Below are 26,273 nucleotides of genomic sequence, written 5' to 3' on the forward strand. Positions count from 1 at the left end.
CAAAAATACGAAGCGACGGAAAAATTAGTGCATCTTGCGAATTATGCGGGGAGACTCAGCGCCGCCGACGGACTCCTTGGTCACGACGACCTTGGTGACGTCGAGGTCGGAGGGCACGTCGAACATCGCATCCTGCAGCGTCGCCTCGCAAATGGCTCGCAGGCCGCGGGCGCCCGTCTTGCGGGCAAGGGCCTGCTCGGCGACCTCGGCCAGGGCATCCTGCTCGAACTCAAGCTCCACACCCTCAAGCTCGAAGATGCGCTTGTACTGCTTGACGAGCGCGTTCTTGGGCTCGACGAGAATGCGTACGAGGTCGTCGACGGTCAAGGCCTTCGTTGAGGTAATCACCGGCAGGCGGCCGATGAACTCGGGGATCATGCCGAAGGTGTGCAGGTCCTGGGGCATGACCTCGGAGAGCAGGTCGATGTCGGCCTCGTTCACCTTGGTGATGGGCTCGGAGTTGAAGCCGATGCCCTTCTTGCCGATGCGGTCGGCCACGATCTTGTCGAGGCCGACGAACGCGCCTCCGCAGATGAACAAGATGTTCGTGGTATCGATTTTGATGAGCTCCTGCTGCGGGTGCTTACGGCCGCCCTGGGGCGGGACGCTCGCCACCGTGCCCTCGAGGATCTTGAGCAGCGACTGCTGGACACCCTCGCCCGAGACGTCGCGGGTGATGGAGAGGTTCTCGGCCTTGCAGGCGATCTTGTCCACCTCGTCGACGTAGACGATGCCGCGCTCGGCGCGCGCGACGTCGCCGTCGGCGGCGGTGATCAGCTTGAGCAGGATGTTCTCAACATCCTCGCCGACGTAGCCGGACTCGGTGAGCGACGTGGCGTCCGCGATGGCGAACGGGACCTCAAGGAAGCGCGCGAGGGTCTGGGCGAGCAGTGTCTTGCCGGTGCCCGTGGGGCCGAGCAGCAAGATGTTGCTCTTCGCGATCTCGACATCCTCGCCGTCGGCGGAGGTGCCGTCGTTGCCGGAAAGAATGCGGCGATAGTGGTTGTACACGGCCACGGACATGGCGCGTTTGGCCTGCTCCTGGCCCATCACGTACTGCGAGAGCTCCTCGTAGATGCGGTGCGGGGTCGGCAGCTCGCCGCCCGCGAGCGCATCAGCGGCGGGCGCGTCGTAGTCGAAGGGGTCGCCCATGGCGCCGCCGTCGATCATGTCGCGGCACATCTCGACGCACTCGTCGCATATGCACACGCCGTCCTGGCCAGCGATGAGCTTGTTGACCTGCGAGCGCGTCTTGTGGCAGAAGGAGCAGCACATCTCGCCGGTGCCCTCGTCGCCGAACTCGAAGCCGCCGTAGCCGCCGCCGTAATATCCTCCGTTGTTGGATGCCATCGACTACTCCTGGGTCGCCGGGTCGTTGCGGGACGCGATGACGCGGTCAACGAGGCCGTACTCGCAGGCCTCGGCCGCGCGCATGTAATTGTCGCGCTCGGTGTCGGCGTTGATGCGCTCGATGGGCTGACCGGTGGCGTCGGCAAGCATCTGGTTGAGCTTCTCGCGAATCCAGCGGGTCTCGTCGGCGACGATCTGGATGTCGGTCTGCTGGCCGGAGACGCCCGAGCTAGGCTGGTGGATAAGCACCATGGAGTTCGGCAGCGAGAGGCGCTTGCCCTTGGCGCCGCATGCGAGGATGGCTGCGCCCATGGAGGCCGCCATGCCAACACAGATGGTCGAGACATCGGGCTTGATGAAGTTCATCGTGTCGATGATGCCGAGACCGGCGTACACGTCGCCTCCGGGCGAATTGATGTAGAGCGAGATGTCCTTATCGGGATCCTGGCTCTCGAGGAAGAGGAGCTGGGCGATGACGAGGTTCGCGGAGTCGCGCGTGACCTCCTCGCCGAGGAACACGATGCGGTCGTTGAGCAGGCGAGAGTAGATGTCGAAGCTGCGCTCGCCGCGTGGCGTCTGCTCGACGACGTAGGGGATCAGCGGGATGTTCGTGGGGTTGTGCATGGTTTCTCCTTGCGCGTACACGACGCCCCGAGCGGGCTGATCTGCTCGCTCGGGGCGTGAGAATGCATAGATACGGGACGCTTAGCTTGGCGCTTACTCGGCGTCCTCGGCCTTCTCGGCCTCGGCGAGACGCTCGGCGACCTCGTCCTTGACGGTCACCTTGGCGTTCTCGACCAGCCAGTCGAGGGCCTTGGTGCGCTTGATGGAGTCGCGGATGGCGGGCAGTCGCCCCTCCTTCTTCCACTGGGCGACGGTGGACTTGACGTCCTCGATGCCGGCGCGGGCGAACTCGTTGTCCACGTCCTCGTCGGTGGCCTCCAGGCCAAGCTTGGCGGCAACGGCGTCGAGGGCGAGGGACTGGCGAGCGCGCTCGTCGGCCTGCTCGTGTAGATCGGCAATGAAGTCATCGGACTTCACGCCTCGGGCGCGCAGATACATGTCGAGGGACACGTTCTGGCGCTGGAGCTGAGCGAGGAACTCCTGCGCAAGCTCGTTGAAAATCTCGTTCTTATAGTCCTCGGGAACCTCATCGAGCTTGACCTGCTTGCCGATGGCCTCGACGACGCGGTCCTCCTTGAGGTCGGGCAGGGTGTGCTTCTTGTCGGCCTCAATCTCCTCCTTGACGGCGGCCTTGAAGGCGGCGGCGTCGTCGTAGCCGAAGGAGTTCTTGACGAACTCGTCGGTGAGCTCGGGGGTCACGGCCTGCTTGATGGCATTGAGGGTGACCTTGACCTTGAAGTCGTGGGAGAGGGTCTCGCCGTCGTGCTCGTGGCTCTGGGTCCACTCGACGTCCTTGGTCTCGCCCTTCTTCATGCCCTCGATGCCGGCCTGGAGCTCAGCGGGGACCTGCTGGCCGTTAAGGAAAAGGGTGCGGTTCTCGGCGGCGAGGTGGGAAGCGCCCTCGACGTTCCCGATGGTCACGTTGACGACGTCGCCCTCGGCCGCGGGGGCCTCGGAGTCGGTATCCTCATAGGAGGTCTGGTAAGAGAGGAGCTGCTTGACCTGCCACTCCACCTCGGCGTCGGTGGCCTCCTCAGGGGGCATGTTGACCTCGGGGGCGTCGTAGGACTCGAGCTCCACCTGCGGACGGACGCCGACCTCGACGTTGGCCTCGTACTCGGAGCCCTCGACGAGAAGCGCCGGCTCGTCGCCGAAGGAGAGACGGCCGACCGGGGTGATGCTGAGCTCCTCGAGCACGGCAGGCTCGAGGTCGTTCAGCAGCTCGTTAGTGGCCTGGGCGAGGACGCCCTCCTTGCCCATCATGGCATCGATGACGGGGCGCGGGGCCTTGCCGCGACGGAAGCCCTGGAAGTTGTACTTGCCGGCGATGTCCCTGTAGGTCTTCTTGATGGCGGCGTTGACGTCCTTGGCGTCGACGACGACCTTGGCGCAGACCTTGTTGTCCTTAGGCTGCTCAGCGGTAACGGTGATGTTCAACGTTCCTCCAGTGTCTCGTGCTTCGGCGGGCCTTCCCCGTCGATTCGATTGCGTATGGGTGCGCGATGGTGCGGGCGAAAGGACTCGAACCTTCACGAGGTCTCCCCCACTGGAACCTAAATCCAGCGCGTCTACCAGTTCCGCCACGCCCGCATGGGTCGCACAGCCTTTAAATAATACCAGAAAAGGACGGATAGCCCAAATGACATGGAAGAATCACAGGGGCAACGGCGGGCTCGACTCTCGAATGATCGGTTCAGTGCTCGGGTGCTGGAGCGGAATTGCCCTACGGGGGGCGCCCGCGCGCCTCTTGCCCCTGTCTGGCTCAGCGCTCGCTTCGCTCGCTCGCTGGCGCGAAATCGCCTGACAGGGGCAAGAGGCGCGCGGGCGGCGGTTGTGGGGCATCTGAGCGTGGAGGGCGGGATTATTTGCGGCGGGTGCTGGGAAGGGAGGGAAATGTGTGCGTCCGCTGCGCGGGCGCGACATAGTTTGGCGGGGGGCGCTCGGCTGCGCCGAGGCGGCCCCCGCGGGAGGTTTGGGTAACGAGAGCCCTGGAGTTGCGTTATCCAGTAATGGGGGCGGAGTTCTTGCCCCGGAATTGCGGTATCCAGTAACGGAATACGGGGAAATGCCCCGGGATTGCGGAATCTAGCAGCGGTGGATTGCTGGATGGCGGGGGTTGAGGGCTAGGATGCAAGGGAGGCGGCCCGTCTTTCGACGAGGGCCGCCTCTTGGTTGATGATGAGCGCGTCTGTTAGTAGGAGATGTCCTGGAGGGCGTAGACGTCCAGGGGACCTTGGCGCAAGGAGCCGATGGCTTGGACGAGGGCTACGGCGCCGGACATGGTGGTGGCCATGTCGATGCCGCGGCTCACGGCCTCGGAGCGAAGGATCGCGCCGTCGCCGCGGGAGCTATGGCCCTTGGGCGTGTTGATCATGAAGCTGATCTTGCCCTCGGCGATCATGTCGCCGATGTTCGGGGTGCCCTCGGAGATGCGCTTGACGACCTCACAGGTGATGCCCGCGGCCTTGAGCGTCTTGGCGGTGCCGCTCGTGGCGACGAGGTCGTAGCCCAGGGTGCGAAGTGCCAGGGCCACGGTGGCCACGGAGCGCTTGTCGCGGTCGCAGACCGAGAGGAACACGGTGCCGGACTGGGGCACGTCGTAGTCGATGGCCTCGCGGGTCTTGGCGTAGGCCTTGGGGAAGGTGACGTCGAGGCCCATGACCTCGCCGGTGGACTTCATCTCGGGTCCAAGCGTGACGTCTGCGCCCGGGAAGCGGCTCCACGGCATGACGGCCTCCTTGACGGCGTAGTAGCCGCGGTCGGAGTCCTCGGGGGGAAGTCCGAGGTCGCAGATCTTCTCGCCGCTCATGACGCGCACGGCGTACTTGGCGAGGCTCACGCCCGTGGCCTTCGACGAGAAAGGCACGGTGCGCGACGCGCGCGGGTTCAGCTCGATGACGAAGACCTGCTCGTCGCGAACGGCGTACTGGACGTTCAGCAGGCCGCGGATGTTGCAGGAAAGGGCGAGCTTGCGGGTGATGTCGCGGACCTTGGCCACAATCGCGTCGGAAAGCGAGAACGGCGGGAAGCAGCAGGCGGAGTCGCCGGAGTGGATGCCGCACTCCTCGATGTGCTCCAGGACAGCGCCCACGTAGCACTCCTCGGTGTCGCACAGGGCGTCCACGTCGAGCTCGATGGCGTCCTCGAGGAAGGCGTCCAGGTAGACCGGGTGGTCCGGGGAGACCTTAGTCGCCTCCTCCATGTAGGTCACGAGGTCGGCGTCGTCGTAGACGATGCCCATGCCGCGGCCGCCGAGCACGTAGCTCGGCCGTACGAGCAGCGGGTAGCCGACGCGGCGGGCGACGGCCTTGGCGTCGGTCACGGTCTCGGCGGTCTCGGAGGGCGGATAGGCGATCTCGAGGCGGTCGAGCAGGCTGGCGAAACGGTCGCGGTCCTCGGCCAGGTCGATGGCCTCGGGCTGGGTGCCCATGATGGGGACGCCCGCGGCCTTCAGGCGCTTGGCGAGGTTGATCGGGGTCTGGCCGCCGAGTGTCACGATGACGCCCTCGGGCTTCTCGACGTCGATGATGTTCATGACGTCCTCGAAGGTGAGCGGCTCGAAGTAGAGGCGGTCGGAGGTGTCGTAGTCGGTCGAGACGGTCTCGGGGTTGCAGTTGACCATGATGGTCTCGTAGCCCTTGGCGTGCAAGGCATAGGCCGCGTGGCAGCAGCAGTAGTCGAACTCGATGCCCTGGCCGATGCGATTGGGGCCGGCCGAGAGGATGATCGCGCGGGGCTTGTCGGCCTCATGGAACTCGGTGGCGCCGCCCTTCTCGTATGTGAAGTAGTGGTAGCTCGTGCGGCTCGCGAACTCGCCTGCGCAGGTGTCGACGGTCTTGACGAGCGGCCGGACGCCCAAGACCTCGCGGATGGCGCGGACGGTGTCCTCGCGCTGGCCGGTGAGATGGGCGATCTGCACGTCGGAGAAGCCCATCTGCTTCGCGGCGAGCATGTGCTCGGCGTCGAGGCCGCCGAGCCCGAGCCCGGCGATGGCCTTCTCAGCCTTGACGATGTCGTTGATGCGGTGGAGGAACCACTGGTCGATCTTGGTGGCGGCGAAGACCTGCTCCACCGACCAGCCGCGGCGCAGCGCCTCAGCGACGTAGAGGATGCGCTCGGGCGTCGGCGTGGAGACCTTCTCGGCGAAGTTCTCCTCGTCGAAGTCGTCCTTGCCGTCAGCGCCGAGGCCGGCGTGGCCCTGCTCCAGCGAGCGCATGGCCTTCTGCATGGCCTCCTCGAAGGTAGAGCCGATGGCCATGACCTCGCCGACGGCCTTCATGCGCGTGGAGAGGCGGTCGGACGCACCCTTGAACTTCTCGAAGGCGAAGCGAGGGACCTTGACCACGCAGTAGTCGATGGACGGCTCGAAGCAGGCCGGCGTGGAGTGGGTGATGTCGTTCTGGATCTCGTCGAGGGTGTAGCCCACGGAGAGGAGCGCCGCCATCTTGGCGATGGGGAAGCCGGTGGCCTTGGAGGCAAGTGCCGAGGAGCGAGAGACGCGCGGGTTCATCTCGATGACGATGACGCGGCCGTCTTCGGGGTTCACGGCGAACTGAACGTTGGAGCCGCCGCAGGCGACGCCGACGCGCTCGAGGATAGCGATGGAGTAGTCGCGCAGGCGCTGGAGCTCGAAGTCGTTCAGGGTCTGGCAGGGAGCCACGGTGATGGAGTCGCCGGTGTGGACGCCCATGGGGTCGAGGTTCTCGATGGAGCAAACGATGACGCCGTTGCCGGCGACGTCGCGCATGACCTCCATCTCGATCTCTTTCCAGCCCTCGATGGACTGCTCGACCAAGACCTCGGTCTCGGGCGAGAGAGCCAGGCCCTGCTCGCAAATACGCAGCAGGTCGTCGTGGTCGTAGGCGATGCCGCCGCCCGCGCCGCCGAGGGTGAAGGACGGGCGGATGACCACGGGGTAGCCGCCGACCGCGTCGACCGCGCCCTCGCACTCCTCGATGGTGTGAGCGATCTCGGACTTAGCGACGTCGATGCCGATGTCCTTCATAGCCGCAGCGAAAAGCTCGCGGTCCTCGCCCGTCTCGATAGAGTCGACGTCGCAGCCGATGACCTCGACGCCGTACTTGTCGAGCACGCCGGCGTGGGCGAGGGCGACGGCGCAGTTAAGGCCCGTCTGGCCGCCCATGTTGGGCAAAAGGGCGTCCGGGCGTTCCTTCTCGATGACCTTGGCCACGGAGTTTGCGGTAATGGGTTCGATGTAGGTGCGATCGGCCGTCTCGGGGTCGGTCATGATGGTGGCCGGGTTGGAGTTGACGAGAACGACCTCGTAGCCCTCCTGGCGAAGCGCTTTGCAGGCCTGGGTGCCGGAATAATCGAACTCGCAGGCCTGGCCGATGACGATGGGGCCGGAACCGATGATGAGGATCTTCTTGATATCGGTGCGCTTGGGCATTAGAAGCGCCTCCCTTCGCGGACGTCGATGGCAAGGTAATCGGGCTCGCCGTCCATGAGGCGCGCGAACGCGGCGAAGGCGTAGGTCGAGTCGTTGGGGCCGGGCTTGGCCTCGGGGTGGTACTGCATGGAGAAGGCGGGCACGTCAAGGAACTGGATGCCCTCGGGCGTGCCGTCGTTGAGGTTGACGTGGGTAAGGCGGATGCGGCCGTAGCGTTCGGTCTCGACGACCGGGGCGATGTGCCTCTCGCTCCAGAAGCGCAGGTCGTCGACGTGGTCGGAGTAGCCGCCGGAGAGCTCGGGGACAAGCGGGCCGAACGTCTTGAAGATGGGGCCGTAGTTGTGGTTCTGCGCCGTGATCTCAACCTTGCCGGTGAGCAGGTTCATCACGGGCTCGTTGCCGCCGTGGTGGCCGTACGGGAGCTTCTCGATCTGGCCGCCGGCCGCCATGGAGATGACCTGGTTGCCGAGGCAGATGCCGAAAACGGGGAGCTTACCAAGACACGCCTTGACGGCGTCGACAACGGGCGGAACGGTCTCGGGGTCCCCGGGACCATTGGAGAAGAAGACGCCGTCGGGGTCCATGGTGAGGACCTTCTCGGCAGGCGTGTCCCACGGCACGACGGTGACCTCGCAGCCCACGGCGGCCAGGCGCTTGGCGATGCCGGCCTTCTCGCCGCAGTCGTAGGCGACAACCTTGTGCTTGCGCTCACCCTTTGCGGGGACCACATAGGTGTCGTCGGTCGAGACGTCGGCGACGTAGTTGTGCTGCGAGATGGGCTCGGAAGCCTTGACGCGGGCGACGAGGCTTTCCGGGTTAAGGTCCACGGTGGAGATGCAGCCCTTGCAGGCGCCGTGCTCGCGGATCTTGAGCGTCAGGGCGCGGGTGTCAACGTCCTCGATGGCAACGACGCCGCGCTCGGCCAGAAACTCGGGCAGCGAGGTGACGGACTGCCAGTTGCTGGGCTCGTAGCACATGTCGTGCACGATGAGGCCGGAAAGGTGCAGGTCGCGCGCCTGCATGTCGACCTCGTTCACGCCGTAGTTGCCGATCTGGGGGTACGTCAACGTAACGAGCTGGCCCGCGTAGGAGGGATCGGAGACGATCTCCTGATAGCCCACCATGGAGGTGTTGAAGACCACCTCGCCAAAGGCCTCGCCCTCGGCGCCAGCGCAGCGCCCGAAGAAATAACTGCCGTCCTCAAGCGCCAGGAGCGCCTTAGAGGTGTTGCCGCCGTCGACCAGAAGGTTCAACGCGCCACCGTCCTTTCCGTCTGCGCCCAAGGGGCTTCGCGCATGGCAGATGGCCCGCCTCAAAAAACGGAGCCACGCCAAAGGGCGCTACTCCGAGAAGGCTGTGCGCGAATACGTTGTGGACGCCTTTTCGGTCTCTCGTACCGTCTTAAAGGTCGATGACTAGTATAGCGACCAACAGTTAGGAATAATCGATGATTGAGGGACTTTACATATAAGAAACTGCAGGTCAGAGAATTAATCTGTGTTTGGAAGCCTAACAATTTGTAAGGTGTTGCAGCCCGATACGCATGCATTCGAATTATGCACCGCAATTTGAGGGCCATAGCCCATGGCCATCCGCTCAACGCCGACGACTTGCGGCACGAAACCCTCATCCGCGGGGCCCGTCGCGGCCACGTGCACACAAAATCCGGGATGGCGGCAGTTTTTCGCGGACCGTCCGAGTAGCCGAATTTTAGACAGCTCGTCTACCTGCGGTTTTATTGCGCGTAAAGCGCAGGAAACTCACAGGGTCCGCGAAAAACTGCCGCCATCCCGGATTTTCTTCGGCGACCGACGCATAACGCTCAGATCGAGGGCTCAATCCCCCTGTCCATAAGGGTTTTACGCCCTGCAGCGCATCAAAACGATGCAGATCAACGAGATCAGAGGGCAATCGCAGGTTCCCAGGGATTCGAGTGTTCCGAAGAATAACAGAAGCCCGGAAGCTTGCGCACTTGGACACGCGAGCCTCCGGGCCCCAAACAAGATTCGTTGCTAGAAACCCTGTTTAGCAGACGCCCTGGGCAAGCATGGCGTCGGCGACCTTCTCGAAACCGGCGATGTTGGCGCCGAGGACGAAGTTGCCCTCGCTGCCGTACTTCTTGGCGGTGTCGTCGACGTTGTGGAACATGCCGCGCATGAGCTGCTCAAGCTTGCCGTCGACCTCCTCAAAGGTCCAGGAGAGGTGCTCGGCGTTCTGGCTCATCTCAAGGCCGGAGACGAGCACGCCGCCGGCGTTCGCGGCCTTGCCGGGCATGAAGGCGACGCCGTTGGCCTGGAAGTACTCGGTCGCGTCGATGGTGGTGGGCATGTTGGCGCCCTCGCCGACCACCTTGCAGCCGTTGGCCACGAGAGCCTTGGCGTCCTCGAGCAGCAGGGTGTTCTCGCGGGCGCAGGGAAGCGCGATGTCGCAGGCCAGCTGCCAGCAGCCGCGGCCCTCGCCCTCGTGCCAGACGGCGTTCGGCTTCTCGTCGACGTACATAGCAAGCGAGACGCCCTTGTCGTTGCCGGAGCGCTTCTTGTTGTAGATGTGCTCGAGCACCTGGTAGTCGATGCCCTCCTGGTCCTCGACCCAGCCCTTGGTGTCGGAGCAGGCGATGACCTTGCCGCCGAGCTGGGAGACCTTCTGGATGGCGTAGATGGCAACATTACCGGACCCGTGGACCACGACGTTCTTACCCTCGAAGGAGTCGCCGTTGGACTTGAGGTACTCGTCCACAAAGTAGACCAGGCCGTAGCCGGTGGCCTCGGTGCGGGCAAGCGAGCCGCCAAAGGAGAGGCCCTTGCCGGTCAGCACGCCGGTCCACTCGTTGCGGATACGCTTGTACTGGCCGAACATGTAGGCGACCTCACGGCCGCCGACGCCCAAGTCGCCGGCGGGGACGTCGGTGTTGGGGCCGATGTGGCGGCACAGCTCGGTCATGAAGGACTGGCAGAAGTGCATGATCTCGTTGTTGGACTTGCCCTTGGGGTCGAAGTCGGAGCCGCCCTTGCCGCCGCCCATGGGAAGCGTGGTGAGCGAGTTCTTCAGGATCTGCTCGAGGCCGAGGAACTTCAGCATGCCGAGGGTGACCGTGGGGTTGAAGCGCAGGCCGCCCTTGTAGGGCCCGATGGCGGAGTTGAACTCGACGCGATAGCCGCGGTTGACCTGGACCTTGCCGGAGTCGTCGACCCAGGGCACGCGGAACATGACCACGCGCTCGGGCTCGACGAGGCGCTCGAGGATGGCGGCCTGCTCATACTCGGGGTGGGCGTCGAGGGACGGCTGAAGGGTGCTCAGGATCTCGGTGGCAGCCTGGATGAACTCCTTCTGCTCGGGATAGCGGGCCTTGAGGTCGGCCAGAACGTTCTCGCAATACGTCATGTTCTCTCCTATCGTCTGGGTCCGCCGGCGGTGTGCCGGCGCGGCCGTAATTCCAAGAAGACAGGTTACGCACGTCGTGTTTCGCGTTATGTTTCGTCCGCGAAGTCGTAACTTTATCGCGCGATTTGAGAAACATTGCGTACATAAGGCCCGCTCAGACGCGTGTTGTTTAACGTCTTTCGGGTGTGGGGGGCCGGTGAACGGTCATATGGCGCCGCTAAACGGCGAGCAAATAACAACGGCTCAGCCTTATTGCAAGGCTTGCCGCAATAAGGCTGAGCGGGACCACAATCCGGCAACAGAAAACGAACCGACGCTCGAGGGCACCGATCCGTTGTCATTTACTGGAGCGGGTGACGGGAGTCGAACCCGCGTCATTAGCTTGGAAGGCTAAGGTTCTACCGTTGAACCACACCCGCATATAATGGTCGGGGCGACTGGATTCGAACCAGCGACCCTCTGCTCCCAAAGCAGATGCGCTACCAAGCTGCGCCACGCCCCGGAACCGAATAACCACTATACGCGAGATGCCTTCCCAGGGCAAGCGATGAGTATAGAATGGCTGGTATACGACACGCTTCAGAAAGGCCGAAGATGCCTCGCTCCCCTCTTGGAAAGGCGTTGATTATCGCCAACCCGGCCGCCCAGAGCGGCGAGGGCGAGAGGGGCGCCCGGTTCGCGGAGTCGTTTCTCAGCACCTTCGAGTCAGCCACAAACAGCTTTAAGGTCGTCCGCACCGCGGCCCAGGGCGACGCGACGGGAATTGCCGCGAACGCCGCCGCCTACGACACCGTGATCGCACTCGGAGGCGACGGCGTCATCCATGAGGTCGTCAACGGCCTCATGCAAATCAAGGGCCTCGACCGCCCGCAGCTCGGCATCGTTCCCATGGGCTCCGGCAACGACTTCGCACGCACCCTCGGCATCAAGAAAAACAACGTGGCCGCGGCGCTTGCGCAGCTCGTCCGTGGAGAGGCGCGCAGCTGTGAGCTCGGCCGCGTCAACGGCAGCTACTACATGCAGACGCTCTCGTTCGGCCTCGACGCCGCCATTGCCCTCGACGCCACCAATAAGCGAGCCGAAGGCACGACGCAAAAAGGCGAGGAGCTCTTTGCGCGCTCCGCCCTGAGCATCCTCTCGAAGGCGGGCGACGGCTATACCTGTAAGGCGAGCTTCGACGACGAGGACCCCGTCGACCTCAAGAGCATAATCTTCGCCGTGCAGGTCGGACCGACCTACGGCGGAGGATTCAAGATCTGCCCCGATGCAGACCCGACCGATGGCCTTCTCGACGTCTGCTACAACATCAAGAAGCCCTCGCTCCCGAAGCTGCTTGCCCTGCTCGGGCTTGCGCGCGCGGGAAAGCACACGGTGTCGAAGGCCGTCGAGTCGCGCCGAATCACCCGGGCCGAGCTCCGCTTCGAGACCGAGCCACCATGCCAGGTCGACGGCGAGAAGCTCGAGGGGACCGAGTTCTCCATCGAGGTCGTACCCCACGCCCTCGAAGTGATCTTCCCCAAGAAGGCGGCGAGGCACAACGTATGAAGCGCGACAAAAAAGGGCCCCGAGCGAACTCGAGGCCCTTCGTTGAGCGCTAAAGCACGGAACTTACTTGGCGGAAGCTTGCAACATAGCCTTGACCTCGGCAGCCGTCTTGAGCTGCATGACCTTATCGGTAAGAGCGTCGGCCTCGGCCTTGCTCCACTCGGAGATGATACGCCGGGTGCGCAGGATGGACGGGGCGGAGACGGAGAACTCGCCCAGGCCGAAGGAGAGCAGGACGGGGATCAGCAGCGGATCGGCCGCGGCCTCGCCGCACATGCCGACCATGATGCCGGCCTTGTCGCCCTCCTCGATGATGCGCTTGAGGGAGCGGAGAACGGCGGGCTGGTAAACCTCGTAGAGGTAACCGACCTTGTCGTTGCCGCGGTCGGCGCACATGGTGTAGCCGATGAGGTCGTTGGTGCCGATGGAGAAGAAGTCGCACTCGGCTGCCAGGTCGTCGGCGATGAGGGAAGCCGCGGGGGTCTCGATCATGGTGCCGACCTCGATGTCCTTGTTGTAGGACACGCCGCGGGCGTCAAGATCGGCCATGCACTCCTTGACGAGGGCCTTGACCTGGCGAATCTCGTCGATGTTGGTCACGAGCGGGACCATGATCTTGATGTCGCCGAAGGCGGAGGCGCGCAGAAGAGCCGTGAGCTGGACCTTGTACTGCTCGGGGTTGGCCAGGCAGTAACGGACGGCGCGGTAGCCGAGGAAGGGGTTCTCTTCCTTGGTGAGGTCGAGGTACGGGATCTCCTTGTCGCCGCCCACGTCGAGGGTGCGGATGATGACCGGCTGGTTCTTCATGCGCAGGGCGACCTTCTGGTAAGCAGCGAACTGCTCGTCCTCGGAGGGGAGCTCCTTGGCGTCCATGAAGAGGAACTCGGAGCGGAACAGGCCGACGCCCTCGCAGTCGTGCTCGGCGGCGACGTTTGCGTCGTCGGGGTTTCCGATGTTGGCGACGAGCAGCTTCTCCTCGCCGTCGGCGGTCACGGTCTTCTTGCCGCGATAAGCCTCGAGGGCGGCCTTCTCCTCGGCGTACAGCTTGGCCTTGCCGCGGTAGTGCTCGAGATCGCTGTCGCTGGGCTTGGCGACGACCTTGCCGTTGGTGCCGTCGACGACGACCATGTCACCGGTCCTGATGTTGGTGCAGGCGTCAGCCACGGAAAGGACCGCGGGAATCTCGAGAGCACGGGCGATGATGGCGGAGTGGGAGGTGCGACCACCGGTCTCGGTCACGATAGCGGCTACGTTGTCCTTGTCGATATCGGCCGTCATGGACGGGGTGAGCTCGTGCACGACGACGATGGAGTTCTCCGGCAGCGTGGAGAGATCGACAAGCTCCTGGCCAAGGAGGTCGGCGAGAAGGCCGGTCTTAACGTCGGCGACGTCGGCGGCGCGCTCGCGGAACAGCTCGTCCTCCATGTTTGAGAACATGTTGTAGTACATGTCGTAAGCCTCGGAAACGGCCTGCTCAGCGCACATGCCGCTCTCGATGGAACCGTTGACCATCTCCTTGATGCCCTCATCCTCGGCGAACTCGATGTGGGCGCCCATGATGGCCGCGGCCTCGGGGCCGACGGTTGCGGTCATACGCTCGATCTGGGCATTGGTTTGGTCGATGAACTTGGCGACGGCGACCTCGTAGCGCTGCTTCTCGGCCGCGGCGTCCTCGGGCGCGTGCGGCGTGAAGCTGAGGTCAGGCTCGACGGCGACGCGAGCGACGCCGATACCGATGCCGTCAGATGCGTTGACTCCCTCGTACATGTAATCCCCCTACGTGTCTGCCGCTTTCGCGGCACTTCCCTTATATGCCCACGCGGCCTTGCGACCGGCCGCGCAAAGAGCCGAACCTAATTCTCCCCCGCCGTGCCGGCCGACGCCTTGAACTCCTTGGCAGCCTGCGACTGGCTCTCCTCGACGGCGCGCGCGGCCGCGGCGTCCTTGGCGTTCTGCATATCGTTGGCGATGATGCCGGGCAGCGCGCGGCCCATCTTCTTGTAGAGCGCGGTCACGACGCGGTCGATCTTGTCGCGCCTCGCGATGCCCTTGGAGGCGGCAGTGGCGGTGCCGCAGGCGGAGGCGAAGACAAGGGCGGTATCGTAATCGGCGCCGCGGGTGACCATCGACAGGAAGCCGCCGACCATGGAGTCGCCGGCGCCGGTGGCGTTGACAAGGCGGATACGGGCCGTCGGCACGATGTGCTCGGCGCCGTTCTCGTCCAGAAGCAGCGAGCCGTGGCCACCGCAGGAGATGATGACATTGCGCGCGCCCTCGTCCTGGAGCTTATGCGCATAAGGCATGCACTCCTCGGGCTCCTCGATGTTCACGCCGTAGATGCGCCCGACCTCATGGTTATTGGGCTTGATGAGGAACGGGTGAGAGGACAGCGAGTCCATGAGTAGCTGGCCGGGGGCGTCGACGACGAACTGGATACCGCGGCCGGCAAAGCGCTTCATGATCTGGTTGTAGATGTCGGTAGGTAGGCAGCTCGGGATGGAACCGGTGAGGACGAGCGTGTCGCCCGTTCCGATGACATCCATGCGATCGAGCAACTCCTCGATCTTCTTGTCCGAGATCTTGGGGCCCATGCCGTTGCACATCGTCATGACGATGCCGTTGAGCTTGACGTTGATGCGGGTATAGCCCTTATCGAGGCACACGAAGTTGGACGAGATACCCTTTTCCTGGAGGCGGTGAAGAAGGTAGTCCCCCGTGAACCCGGCCGCGATGCCCATGGCGATGCTCGGGGTTCCGACCTCTTTGAGCAGGGTCGAGATATTAATACCGTTACCGCCACAGTGCAGCTCCTCGCTCGAGGACCTGTTCGTGTAGCCCATATCGAGCGTCAGCGGGTGCATGACGTAATCGAGGGCAGGGTTCAACGTCATCGTGTAAATCACGCGTTCTCCTTCCGACAGGATGCGACAAGCTAAAGTATGCCGCAAACCCCATGCCTCAATCACAAGAAAATGAACTCATGCGCATCTCATTTTGGTTTGTAGTCACAATCCACAACACATCAGTTCGGCGAGCGGGCGAGCGGCGAGACAACGCAAGCGAGCCGGCTCACAAATTGCCGCGAATAGACACGGGCCGCCATGCCTAACCTGTCGCCCGCAAAAAACGGTTCGAGTTGGTCCATCGGTGTTCCGCCCGCAAAGAAAACCGCTCGACTTGGTCCGCCTGTGGTCCACTTGCAAATAAAACCGCTCGAGTTGGTCCGTTTGCAAAGAAAATGCCTCGAGTTGGCCCCAATCGGACCAAGTGGGCGCGAATTCTTTGCGGCTGAGTCCCCATCGGACCAAGCGGGCGCGATTTCTTTGCAACTAGGACCCGACTCGCGGCGGCCCCGGCCGCTCGCTAGGGACGCTCCGCGCCCCCTTTACGCTCACGCCCTCGCGGGTTCGAGTCCCTCAGGGCGCCGGGCGGCGGCCCGCCCGTCAAAAGCAAGGGCCCCGTCGCCGGGGCCCGCGTCAAAGCGTAATGGTGCGCCCTGAGGGATTCGAACCCCCGACCTTCGGATTAGAAGTCCGCGGCTCTATCCAACTGAGCTAAGGGCGCGCGTAAGTCGGTATTCTAGCATCTATCGAGGACGACTTTGGCCGCGAGAAGCCCGGCGACCGTCTTTCCGTCCTTTATGAGGCCCGCGAGAACGCAATCCACCGCGTCATCCAAGGGGATCCACAAAGCCGAGATGAACTCGCCCTCGTCGGGATCGGCCTCGCCGGCCACGAGGTCGCGGGCGAGAAACACCTCCGTATGCTCGTCAGTAAACCCGATGGAGCCGCAGTCGCTCACCAGGTGCTCGAGCCTCCCCGCGTGAAGGCCGGTCTCCTCCGCGAGCTCGCGCGCCGCGCAGATCTCGGCCCCCTCGCTCGCGTCGAGCTTGCCCGCGGGAATCTCGACCGTCATCCGGCCGGCGGCCACGCGATACTGGCGGACGAGGCAGACGCGCCCCTCGTCGTCAACGGCAACGACCCCTGCGCCGCCGCAATGACGCACAATTTCGCGTTTGCCGAGCGAGCCGTCGCTCAAAGCGACATCGAGTAGGTGCGCCGAGAAGATGTTTCCCTGCCATGTAAGGTCATCGGCGACAACATCCTCATAAAAGCGCTGGTCAGGCTCGAGCGCAGCTCGTATCGCCGTAAGGCTCTCTTCCCTCATCTCTCCCCTATTCTGAGTAGAACTTGCCGGTCGCGCAGCCGATCGAGTGCCCGTTGGCCGCGTTGTGCACCTCGACCTCGAGGCCGATTTTGCCATCCAACGACTTCATGTCGGCGATCGCGCCGCGGTATACGAGCTCGTCGCCCTCGTAGACGGGGGCCGCAGAGTTCCACATCGTCCCCTCGTGGTGCTACGCGAGATAGCCATGCGCGACGTTCCCGCAGTACGCCATGCCGCCGTCCTGGTTCTAATTGTCGCCGGTATTTTGGCAGCGCACCCCGTGATGATGTTCTCGATGCGCTCGGCGGCGTCGGCGTCGTCCTCAGCGCCCGCCGAGGCGGGGTCCTCGTCGGCTCCATTGAAGGACGAGCTGCCGGTATACGAAGAAGCGCCTTCGCCCGGATTCGAGGCCGCGGCGCCCTGGCCGTCGTCGGCCCCTTGCTGCGCCTGGTCCGACGACGCGCTGCCGACCTGGTCGAGAAAGCGTGAGAGAGCCCCGGGTCGACGACGATCGCCGCCGCTATGGCAAGGACGATAAAGCCCCCGCCGCGCCGCATCTTCTCCATTAAGACCTCCTTCTTGACTCAACTATAGCGGTAGAAAGAAGGATGTACGCACCGCCCGGCAACAAAAAACGGACGCCCAAAGGCGCCCGCCTGCACTCTATGGTGGATCGTCAGGGGTTCGAACCCTGGACCTTGGGATTAAGAGTCCCCTGCTCTACCAGCTGAGCTAACGATCCATATTCAATTGAATGGGGTGGGTGAAGGGTCTCGAACCCTCGACCTACGGAGCCACGGTCCGTCGCTCTACCAACTGAGCTACACCCACCATTCGCTTCCCTCTTCAGGCAGCTCGTATATTATGCAAAGACCGGCGGCGCGATGCAAGGACTTTTTTGACAAAACTCAAAAAAGTTGCGGGTCCTAGGCACGGCGCGGCTAATTACCCCCGAGAAGCGCGAGGATATCGTCACGCGTGAGCAGCGCGGACTTGACCTCCTCGCCCGACAGCACGCTCTCGGCGAGCCCGCGCTTGGACTCCTGCATCTGAAGGATGCGCTCCTCGATGGTATCCTTCGCAATCAACTTGAAAACCGTGACGTCTCGGCGCTGGCCGATGCGGTGCGCGCGGTCGGTGGCCTGGTCCTGCGCGGCGGTGTTCCACCATGGGTCGTAGTGGATGACGACGTCCGCCGCCGTGAGGTTGAGGCCAACGCCGCCCGCCTTGAGCGAGATGAGGAACACGTCGGCCCCGCCCGCCTGGAAACGCTTGACGAGGCGCTCGCGCTCCTCTTTGCTCGTGGACCCGGTGAGCTGGAAATGCGAGACGCCCTCGGCGGCCAGGCGCTCGGAGATGATCGCCAGCATGCTCGTGAACTGCGAGAACAAGAGCACCTTGTGGCCGGAATCGATGGCCTGCGCCACGAGCTCCATGCAGGTCTCGAGCTTAGCCGAGCCTCCGTCGTAGTCCTCGAAATAAAGGCTCGGATCGCAGCAGACCTGGCGCAGCTTAGTGAGCTCGGCGAGCACCTTGAGCTTGTCTTTCTTGATTTCCTGGTCGCCGGCGTGCTGGATTTGCAGGGCGAGGCGGTCCTGGCAGGCGAGGTAGAGCTTCCTCTGCTTGGCCTCCATCTGGGCGTAGACGACGCTCTCGGTCTTCTCGGGAAGGTCGGCCAGCACCTCCGACTTGAGGCGGCGCAGCACAAAGGGGCCGATGGCGCAGCGAAGAAGGGTTGCCGACCCGTGCTCCCTCGCCTCGACCGGGCCCTCGTAGAGCTTGGCGAAGCGGTCGCGGCTCCCGAGGTAGCCGGGCATGAGGAACTCGAAGATGCTCCAGAGCTCCTGCAGGCGGTTCTCGATGGGCGTGCCGGTAAGGGCGAGGCGGACTTCGGAGTCGAGGCACTTGACGGCCTTGGTGACCTGCGCCTTCGGATTCTTGATGTACTGGGCCTCGTCGAGCACGACGCGGGCGAAGCGATGCTTCGCGTAGGTCTCGACGTCTCGGCGCAAAAGGTCGTAGGAGGTCACGAGCACGTCATGGGCGTCCGCGCCGCCGATGAGCGCCGTACGGGCTGTCTTTGTGCCGATGACCGCGGCGGCGTCGAGGCCCGGGGCGAAGCGCTCGAGCTCCGAGACCCAGTTGTACACGAGGGAAGCCGGGCATACAACAAGGGTTGTGCCAAGCGCGCCGGCCTCCTTTTGCGCAAGGATATGGGCAATTACCTGCAGTGTCTTTCCAAGGCCCATGTCGTCTGCGAGGATGCCGCCGAAACCGAAGCGCTCGAGCGTGCCGAGCCAGCGCATGCCGTCCTCCTGGTAGCCGCGCAAGGTGGCGTTGAGGCCGGCGGGCACCTCTATGTCTGCGTCCGCGTAGGTGTCGAAGTCGCGGACGATGGCGCGGAAACCGGCGTTGCGAGAGAGGCGGATGCCGTCCGCGCGGTCGAGCAGCGCGTCGATGAGGAGCGAGCGGCTTGACGGCAGCCCGGCGTCGCCCAATACGAGCTTCTCGACGTCCACGCCGAGGCCCGCCGCGAGCTCGTCGGCCTTGTGGAGGTTGCCGCCGATGCGGACGATGTCGCCCGAGGAGAGGCGCACATACTTCTGCTTGCGCTTCCAGCCGTCGAGGTACTCGAGCAGCTCGCGCTGGGTCATGCCGCTCGCGCCGAGCTCGACGTCGAGGAGGTTGCTCTTGACGGTGGCGCGCACCGAGAGGTTCGGCGACTGACGCACGTTGATGCCGCTCAGGCGCTCGGAGAGGAGGACCTCGCCGAGCCCGGAGAGCTCGGGCAAGCCCTCGGTGAGAAGGCGATAGAGCAGCTCCTCGTCCGCCTCATCGAACACGTAAAGCCCGCCAACGAGCGGGAAATAGTCCTCGAGGACGTCCATGACGTGGTACTCGGCCGCCATGTCGCGCGCAGGCTCGCCGGGCAGGCCCTCGCGAAGGCCGAGGTTGATGGCCCAGTCCCCGTACGCGACGCGCGGCTCGCAGGTGAGCTCGCCATCGTCGAGGCCGATGGTGAAAGAAAAGGCGGGCTCCGGCGGCTCGACGGAGGCAAGCGACTCGGGAACCCGCACGTCGGTCCAGGCGCGCAGCACCGGCAGCACCGATCGGCAGAACTCGGGGGCGTCCTTGGAGCTCACGTGGGCGGTGCCGTACGCGTCAAGAAGCGCCGAGAAAACCGGGGCGGCCTCTCTCGCGAACTCCTCAGAGGTACGCAGGAGCCGGGAGCCATACGTGGCGTAGCAGTGATCCCCTTGATAAATAAGTCGCAGGTCAGATGGCAAATTGATGTCGTAGCCGCCGTTCTTTGCCTCGAGGATCTCGCACTCGATCGCAGGCTCCCCCACCCCGACCGCAAACTCGCGGGCCTTCTTCTTCGATACCCGGTAGCCCCAGCGGTCGTAGCCCGAGCCCTCGTCGACGCCAAGCTGGACGCAGGAGCCCTGCATGAGGTCCAGCACCTCGCAGATGTCGGCCGGCGAGAGGGGCAGCTCCTTGACCTCGGTGCCGCGCCCGCCGTCGGCGTAGTCCCAGCGCGAGAGATAGAAGGCCTGCTGCGTGTCGACGACGCGCGCGAGCAGGTCGAGCAGGGCGCAAGAGCGCTCGTCGAACGCCGCGCGGGCGCACGCGAACCTGAGCTTCTTGCCGAAATCCATCGTAGCGCCGGCGCGCCAGGCACTAACAAGGTCGGCCACGTTCTTGACGATGTACTTCGTGGTCCCGCGGTGCACGGTGAGCTTCAGGGCGAGGCAGCCGGCGTCGGCCGTCCTCGCAGGCGTGACGAACGCGGCAGAGAGACGCGCTTTCTCGGCAACGGCGGGCTCGGGCGCCAAGACGCGCGCACGGCGCTCGGTAGCATCGCGCAGCCGGCGGTCCGCGGCCCCTCTGAGCAGGCCGGATATGGAGCTACTCGTAGGAAGCTCGGGGGCCTTGCGGGGCGCTGGCGCGGCGTATCGGCCTGCCACCTCACCGTCCTCGTAGGGGCCCATGAACGCAAGGGCGAGGGCGATCTCGTGCTTACACATGCCCCGGTAGCTGTAGGCGGCGGGGCAGGTGCAGGTGTAGTCGAGGACTTCGTCGCCGGCAAGGTCAAGGTCGACGGTCACGTTGTAGAAGCCGCCGTGGGAAGCGTCGACCTTGCCGCCGATGCGGACCGTGGAGCCGATGCTCCCCTCTCGCCGGCTCACATCGAATACGGCGAAGTTGCATGCGAGCCTCTTGCCCGTATCGAATGTGCTGCTAAGAGCGGCCTCGCGCTTGAGGCTCGTCACGAGTTGCTTGCTGGCCATTCGTCACCGCCCGCCGCAAGCCTAGAGGATACCCTCGAGGTCGCCGCGGTTTCGGGCCTCCTCGAGAAGGTGCTTGAAGACGACGTCGCCGTGCAGGCCGTCGTGCTCGAACTCGTTCGTGACCCACGCGTGGCTGCGGCCCACGCGGCTCAGCGTGTCGAGCTGCAGACCGGAGTCGACATATAGGTCGTCGAAGTAAACGGCGCACTGGAGCGGCACCTCGTTTGAAACAAGCTGCTCCGTGTCGTAGAGCTTGCCGAAGCGCGTGTCCTCCATAAGCACGTCCATCGCCGCGGCGAAGGGCTGAAGCGCCGGGTCCTCGGCGAACATCCAGGGAAACATCGCCTCGCCGAACATCATGAGCGGACGGGCGTCGGGCGAGAACTCCGGGCGCGATGCCGCCTCGCGGGCAGCAGCCCAGCGGATCGGCCGGTCGAGCTCGCCGTCGGCGTAGATGAACTCCTGGAGCGTCCAGTAGAGCGGGTTCGAGGAAGACCCCGTGTTTGCGAGGACGGCCTCGGCGAAGCCGCGGTTCACGTTGACGCGCGAGGCGTCGCCGTCAGCAGCCGCGAGCGCGGAGCCGGCTGAGCCGTCGCCCTCTGAGAAGGCGAGGTCGAGCATATTGTGCAGGCGCTCAGGGGCGGGCTTCATGCCGAGGCCGCCGCCGATGAGCTGCATGCGCCGGACACTGAAGGGGCTGCCGTCGGGCAGCGCCACGTCACCGGCGGACAGACGATCGGCAAGAAGCGTGACGCGTTCCCGGTCAACCGGATAACGCTTGTACCAGGCGTTTGTTTTTGCCACCATGCGCGGGAAGGTGTGCGCGTAGACGTCGTCCGCCGAAGCAGGCACGTGCGGGATGCCGCCGCCGACGAAGGACGCGGCGACGCCCTCGGGGAAGGTCGAGAGGTTGCAAAGGGTGAGGAACCCGCCGTAGCTCTGGCCGAGCGTGACCCAGCGCGCGGCCCCGAACTCGGAGAGGCGCAGGTACTCGAAATCGCGAACGATGGAGTCGGCAAGGAAGCGCTTGAGGTATTCGGCCTGGTAGGTTGCCTCATCAAGGCCAAGGTCGCACGCCTCGGCGGCAACGAGCCCCATGCGGCGCCCGTCGACTGCCGAGGAGCGGCCGGTGCCGCGCTGGTCGGGCAGCACGATGCGGAAATGCTTGAGCGCCTCCTCGATCCAACCGTCGGACGAGGCGTTGAGCACGCGCGGTCCGGCGCCGCCGGGACCGCCCTGCAAATACACAATAAGCGGCAGGTCACGGCCCTTGTTCTCGGGCAAACAAATGGTCCGATAGAAGAGACTGAGCTTTTTGTCGGCAAAGGCCGGGTCAGGCTTTAGCACCGCGGACTCTGACGCGAGGCGCGAGCAGGCCGTCGCCCCCGTTATCGCGAGCTCCGCCGGCGAGGTCCCCCGCCAATCCAGCGGCACCTCAACCGAATGATCCTCCACATACATCCCCGGCAAGTAATAACTGCTCAAAAGCCCCATGTCTTCTCCAACCATACGCAGATTTCACGCTCACGAGTATCGCACACCCTCCACCCGCCACGCCTCCGCACCTCTCTCCAAGAGTTCGGAAGGCTTCCAAACTTTCTAAACGTTTAGATGAAGAGTCGATATGCTTATCTATCTGCGGTTATATAATTTTCAACCAAAGTTCGGAAGGCTTCTAAAGTTTGAAACCTTCCGAACTTCAAAGGAGTTGTTTGGATGGCGGAAGGTGGTGATGGGGATTAGATGAGGAAATTTTCGATTGGTAATTCTTACATAGAGTCCGTATCTGCGCTTTGATGAAAACCGGGAAGAATTCTGTAAGACTGCGGTAAGAATTCTTGCAAACGCGCATGGAACAATCTTCGCCACCCGATAAAGGAGGCGATATGTCCCATCAATCGACCATGATTATCTGCGGAAACTCCGCGCTCGACTACCATCGCGTGTCCAACGGCGCCCAGTTCCCCGGCTACGAGGAAATCCTTGTCCGATCCATGCGAACGATACGCAAACACGACCAACACTTTAAGCGGGTGGTCGAGGTCCTCGACCAGCTAGATCTTCCCGCCCCGCTTCATTTGCTCAGCACCGGGCCGGGCGATCGCAAGAACTCAGTTCTTGCCAAATACCACTACTATGCGCAGCAACCACAGGTTGGCGACCTCATAAAGCTTGATGAGAACATCTATGTCTGCGCCCCGGAGCTTGCGCTCGCTCAAGCTTCGGTGCGAGCCGGAATTGCGGCAATCGATCTGCTAATCCTCGAGTTCTGTGGGACATACCTTCTCTCACCGCGCTCAGACTCGGGATTCATCGGAACAAGTGCGCCGCTTCTCACGCTAACGCAGATTGAACAGGCCTTTAAGGATAAGAAACGGGTGCCGGGGTATGCCATGCAGCCGCGCCTGCAAGCGCTCGAAGTCGCCGCGGAAAACTCGAATTCGCCGGCGGAGTCCGCGGTTCACGCGATACTGAGTCTTCCGGTGGGCTATGGCGGATATGGCATCAGCGGCATTGAGCTGAACAGAAAAATTCCCCTTGATTCGAAGGCCGCTCGCATGGTTGGCGTCGACGCAATCCGCCCCGATTTCTTCATCGGGAAAGCAAACACAGTTGGCGAGTACAAAAGCCTCATGTATCACCCCGAGGGAACCTGGACAAACGACGACAGGAGAATAGACGCGTTCGAATCTATGGGTTAGCACACGTTCACCCTGAATAACGAACGGGTAAGAAACTTGCCCGACCTCACCACAATCGCCCAAAGCATCCAAACCCGTCCGGCGAGCTGATGATCCAGCCTTCCGGGGAAGACCTCATGAGAAGGCTCGATCTTCACCGTCGCCTATTTCATGCCCCGACGCAAACCCCTCGCAGCAGCAATTATCCCCCAAAGTTCGGAAGGCTTCCGAACTCTATGGACTTTTAGTTAGGTCTTTTATTTATCCATCTACCTGCGGATATAGATAGCTAAACAAAAGTTCGGAAGGCATCCGAAGTTTGGAAGCCTTCCGAACTTTAAGGGGTAAGTTGAGAGTGGTGGGTGTTAGGGCGGCATTAGACCAGGTACTCGGCGATCTGGACGGCGTTGGTGGCGGCGCCCTTACGGATCTGGTCGCCGCAGCACCAGAAGGTGAGCGCGTTAACGCCGTCGGGAGCCGAGAGGTCGCGACGGATACGGCCGACGTAAACGAGGTCCTGGTCAGAGGTGTCGAGCGGCATCGGGTACTGCAGCTGCTCAGGGTCGTCCACGACCTTGACGCCAGGGGCGGACGCCAGGATCTCGCGGGCCTCGTCCGGCGTGATCGGGCGCTCGAACTCGGCGGTGATGGACTCGGAGTGCGAGCGCATGACGGGCACGCGCACGCAGGTGCAGTTAACGCGGACCTCGGGCAGGTGCATGATCTTGCGGCCCTCGTTCTGCATCTTGAGTTCCTCGGACGTGTACATCTCGTCCTTGAAGCCGCCGATCTGTGGGATCAGGTTATAGGCCAGCTGGTAGGTGAACGGCTTGGTCTCGCCGATCTCGCCGCCCTCCGCCAGCACGCGGCTCTCGCGCTCGAGCTCCTTCAGGCCCGGCATGCCGGCGCCGGAGGCAGCCTGGTAAGTGGAGACGATCAGGCGCTTGAGGCCGGCCTTCTGGTGCAGCGGCCACACCGGCACGAGGCCGATGATCGTGGCGCAGTTGGGGTTCGCGATGATGTTGCGCGGGTGGTCGGCGATGTCGGCGGAGTTGATCTCCGGCACGACCAGGGGCACGTCCTCGTCCAGGCGGAAGGCATGCGAGTTGTCAACGCACACGGCCCCGCGCTTGGCGGCCTCGGGGAGAAGCTCCTTGGCAGTGGCGTCGCCCGCGGCGCCGAGCACGATGTCGACGCCCTCGAAGGCCTCGGGGCACGCGAGCTGAACCTCGACCTCCTCGCCGCGGAACGCGACCTTCTTGCCAACGGAGCGCTCGGAGGCGAGCGGCACGAGCTTCTCGACGGGGAAATCGCGCTCCTCGAGGCACTCGAGCATCTGGGTTCCGACGACGCCAGTGGCGCCGAGAATTGCTACGGTCTTACCTGCCATGATTCAAATACCTCCCTGGTAGATGACTTGTTTAAGGTGCGCAGACGCATATGCGCGGAAGTTCAGGCTTCGGGGGGGCCGTCCTACTTCTCGTTAGGCTCGATAACCTCGTCGCGCACGAAGCGGTCGTAGATGACCTTGATGGCGCGGTCGAAGTCCTCGTTGTTCACGCCCATGATGATGCTGATCTCCTGCGAGCTCTGAGTGATCATGCGAATGTTGATGCCGGCCTCGCCGAGGGCGCCGAAGATCTTGCCGGAAGTGCCGGAGCGCTTGGACATGTTGCGGCCGACGACGGAGAGAAGCGCCAGCTTATCGACCATGGTGATGTCGTCGGGGGCGATCTCCTTGCGTATGTCGGAGACGATGGAGTAGATGGAGTCGCGCACGTCGTCGTGGTTGACCACGACGCCGAAGGAGTCGACGCCCGTGGGGATGTGCTCGACGGAGACGCCATAGCGTTCGAAGATGGCGAGTGTCTTGCGCACAAGACCAACCTCGTTGGACATGTGGGCCTTCTTGATATGGACGCTCACGAAGTCCTTCTTGCCGGCGATGCCGGTAATGAGGTGCTCGTCCTCGCCCGCCTCGGCGTTCTCGCGAATGATCGTACCCTCGTCAGCCGGGCGATTGGTGTTCTTAATCTGGATGGGGATATTGACCTCGCGGACCGGGAAGATGGCCTCTTCCTGCAGGACGGAGGCGCCCATATAGGAGAGCTCGCGCATCTCGTCGAATGTGATGCGGCGGATGGAGCGCGGGTGGTCGACGACGCGGGGGTCGGCCGAGAGGAAGCCCGAGACATCGGTCCAGTTCTCGTAGAGGTTCGCGTCGACGCAGCGCGCGAGGATGGCGCCCGTGATGTCGCCGCCGCCGCGCTGGAAGAGCTTGATCTGCCCGTCGACCGTGGCGCCGTAGAAGCCGGGGAGCACGAAGCTGCCCTTGCGGACCATGACGTCCTTGAGGCGGGCGGCGGTGCGCTCCATGTCGACGGAGCCGTCGTGGTGGAACACGACGACGTCGGCGGCGTCCACGAAGGGCATGCCGAGGTACTCGGCCATGAGGTTGGCGGTGAACCACTCGCCGCGCGAGACCACGTACTCGGGAGAGTGCTTCTTGATGTTCTTGCGGAAAGCCTCGAACTTCTCGGCGAGCGGCCACTTGAGGCCGAGCTCGTCGACGATGTCCTGGTAGCGGGCCTCGATGTCGCCGAGCAGGCTCGTGCAGTCGACGCCGTAGGTGATGTGTGCGTTGACGAGCAGGAGCAGGTCGGTGATCTTGTTGTCGCCCGAGAAGCGCTTGCCAGAGGCGGAGACGACGACGAACTTGCGGTCAGGGTCGGACTCGACGATGCCCTTGACCTTCTTGAACTGCTCGGCGGAAGCGACGGAGGAGCCGCCGAACTTGGCGATCTTGATCATAGTGGGGATTTT

The 26,273-nt window shown here is 63.7% G+C and carries 16 protein-coding genes and 6 tRNA genes; 2 read left to right on the top strand and 20 right to left on the bottom strand.

Annotation, left to right across the window (positions count from 1 at the left end):
• Window positions 1-24: 24 nt before the first annotated feature.
• The 9 genes from clpX to U5709_RS03555 all read right to left on the bottom strand — a co-directional run bounded on the left by clpX (window position 25) and on the right by U5709_RS03555 (window position 11,267).
• Entirely contained in the window at window positions 25-1,275 is a 1,251-nt protein-coding gene (gene clpX / locus U5709_RS03515) for an ATP-dependent Clp protease ATP-binding subunit ClpX (protein ID WP_321972819.1), read from the bottom strand.
• Window positions 1,276-1,353: 78 nt separating this feature from the next.
• Window positions 1,354-1,974 carry an ATP-dependent Clp protease proteolytic subunit gene (locus tag U5709_RS03520; RefSeq protein ID WP_321970793.1) on the bottom strand — a complete coding sequence of 207 codons (621 nt, stop codon included), beginning with the start codon at window positions 1,972-1,974 and terminating at the stop codon, window positions 1,354-1,356.
• 93 nt (window positions 1,975-2,067) lie between these two features.
• On the bottom strand, window positions 2,068-3,411 hold the full coding sequence (gene tig, locus U5709_RS03525; protein WP_321970794.1) for a trigger factor: 1,344 nt from the start codon (window positions 3,409-3,411) through the stop codon (window positions 2,068-2,070).
• 66 nt (window positions 3,412-3,477) lie between these two features.
• A tRNA-Leu gene (locus tag U5709_RS03530) sits at window positions 3,478-3,564 on the bottom strand.
• Between the two features lie 601 nt (window positions 3,565-4,165).
• On the bottom strand, window positions 4,166-7,384 hold the full coding sequence (gene carB, locus U5709_RS03535) for a carbamoyl-phosphate synthase large subunit (RefSeq protein WP_321970795.1): 3,219 nt from the start codon (window positions 7,382-7,384) through the stop codon (window positions 4,166-4,168).
• A complete protein-coding gene (gene carA, locus U5709_RS03540) occupies window positions 7,384-8,637 on the bottom strand; it encodes a glutamine-hydrolyzing carbamoyl-phosphate synthase small subunit (RefSeq protein ID WP_321972792.1) in 1,254 nt (417 codons plus the stop codon). The genes carB and carA overlap by 1 nt, the downstream gene beginning before the upstream one ends.
• A 772-nt stretch (window positions 8,638-9,409) precedes the next feature.
• Entirely contained in the window at window positions 9,410-10,765 is a 1,356-nt protein-coding gene (gene gdhA / locus U5709_RS03545) for an NADP-specific glutamate dehydrogenase (RefSeq protein WP_321970797.1), read from the bottom strand.
• A 345-nt stretch (window positions 10,766-11,110) separates the two neighbouring features.
• Window positions 11,111-11,184, bottom strand: a tRNA-Gly gene (locus U5709_RS03550).
• 6 nt (window positions 11,185-11,190) lie between these two features.
• A tRNA-Pro gene (locus U5709_RS03555) sits at window positions 11,191-11,267 on the bottom strand.
• Between the two features lie 119 nt (window positions 11,268-11,386).
• Here U5709_RS03555 and U5709_RS03560 point away from each other — a divergent pair.
• On the top strand, window positions 11,387-12,310 hold the full coding sequence (locus tag U5709_RS03560; protein ID WP_321970798.1) for a diacylglycerol kinase family protein: 924 nt from the start codon (window positions 11,387-11,389) through the stop codon (window positions 12,308-12,310).
• A gap of 63 nt (window positions 12,311-12,373) precedes the next feature.
• Here the strand turns inward: U5709_RS03560 and ptsP are convergent, their stop codons facing one another.
• The 9 genes from ptsP to U5709_RS03605 all read right to left on the bottom strand — a co-directional run bounded on the left by ptsP (window position 12,374) and on the right by U5709_RS03605 (window position 22,263).
• Complete coding sequence (gene ptsP, locus U5709_RS03565) at window positions 12,374-14,077, bottom strand: phosphoenolpyruvate--protein phosphotransferase (RefSeq protein ID WP_321970799.1); 1,704 nt, start codon at window positions 14,075-14,077, stop codon at window positions 12,374-12,376.
• An 86-nt stretch (window positions 14,078-14,163) separates the two neighbouring features.
• Entirely contained in the window at window positions 14,164-15,213 is a 1,050-nt protein-coding gene (locus U5709_RS03570) for a 1-phosphofructokinase (protein ID WP_321970800.1), read from the bottom strand.
• A 584-nt stretch (window positions 15,214-15,797) separates the two neighbouring features.
• Window positions 15,798-15,874 (bottom strand) — tRNA-Arg (locus U5709_RS03575).
• A 15-nt stretch (window positions 15,875-15,889) separates the two neighbouring features.
• The gene (locus tag U5709_RS03580) at window positions 15,890-16,477 is read right to left on the bottom strand and encodes an NUDIX hydrolase (RefSeq protein ID WP_321970801.1); all 588 of its coding nucleotides are present in this window, start codon (window positions 16,475-16,477) and stop codon (window positions 15,890-15,892) included.
• A gap of 7 nt (window positions 16,478-16,484) precedes the next feature.
• Complete coding sequence (locus U5709_RS03585) at window positions 16,485-16,652, bottom strand: hypothetical protein (protein WP_321972793.1); 168 nt, start codon at window positions 16,650-16,652, stop codon at window positions 16,485-16,487.
• 491 nt (window positions 16,653-17,143) lie between these two features.
• Window positions 17,144-17,219 (bottom strand) — tRNA-Lys (locus tag U5709_RS03590).
• Between the two features lie 13 nt (window positions 17,220-17,232).
• A tRNA-His gene (locus U5709_RS03595) sits at window positions 17,233-17,308 on the bottom strand.
• A 110-nt stretch (window positions 17,309-17,418) separates the two neighbouring features.
• Complete coding sequence (locus tag U5709_RS03600) at window positions 17,419-20,769, bottom strand: DEAD/DEAH box helicase (protein WP_321972794.1); 3,351 nt, start codon at window positions 20,767-20,769, stop codon at window positions 17,419-17,421.
• 21 nt (window positions 20,770-20,790) lie between these two features.
• Window positions 20,791-22,263 (bottom strand): alpha/beta fold hydrolase, encoded by a 1,473-nt coding sequence (locus tag U5709_RS03605; protein ID WP_321972795.1) that lies wholly within the window; start codon window positions 22,261-22,263, stop codon window positions 20,791-20,793.
• Between the two features lie 392 nt (window positions 22,264-22,655).
• On the opposite strand from U5709_RS03605, the gene U5709_RS03610 reads away from it, so the two are divergent.
• Window positions 22,656-23,471 carry a hypothetical protein gene (locus U5709_RS03610; RefSeq protein WP_321972796.1) on the top strand — a complete coding sequence of 272 codons (816 nt, stop codon included), beginning with the start codon at window positions 22,656-22,658 and terminating at the stop codon, window positions 23,469-23,471.
• A 355-nt stretch (window positions 23,472-23,826) separates the two neighbouring features.
• Here the strand turns inward: U5709_RS03610 and U5709_RS03615 are convergent, their stop codons facing one another.
• Together U5709_RS03615 and U5709_RS03620 are read right to left on the bottom strand one after the other, a co-directional pair.
• The gene (locus tag U5709_RS03615; RefSeq protein ID WP_321972797.1) at window positions 23,827-24,840 is read right to left on the bottom strand and encodes an aspartate-semialdehyde dehydrogenase; all 1,014 of its coding nucleotides are present in this window, start codon (window positions 24,838-24,840) and stop codon (window positions 23,827-23,829) included.
• Between the two features lie 83 nt (window positions 24,841-24,923).
• Entirely contained in the window at window positions 24,924-26,261 is a 1,338-nt protein-coding gene (locus U5709_RS03620) for an aspartate kinase (protein WP_321971455.1), read from the bottom strand.
• Window positions 26,262-26,273 lie beyond the last annotated feature (12 nt).

The organism is Paratractidigestivibacter sp., assembly GCF_963660155.1.
Taxonomy (GTDB): Bacteria; Actinomycetota; Coriobacteriia; order Coriobacteriales; family Atopobiaceae; genus Paratractidigestivibacter.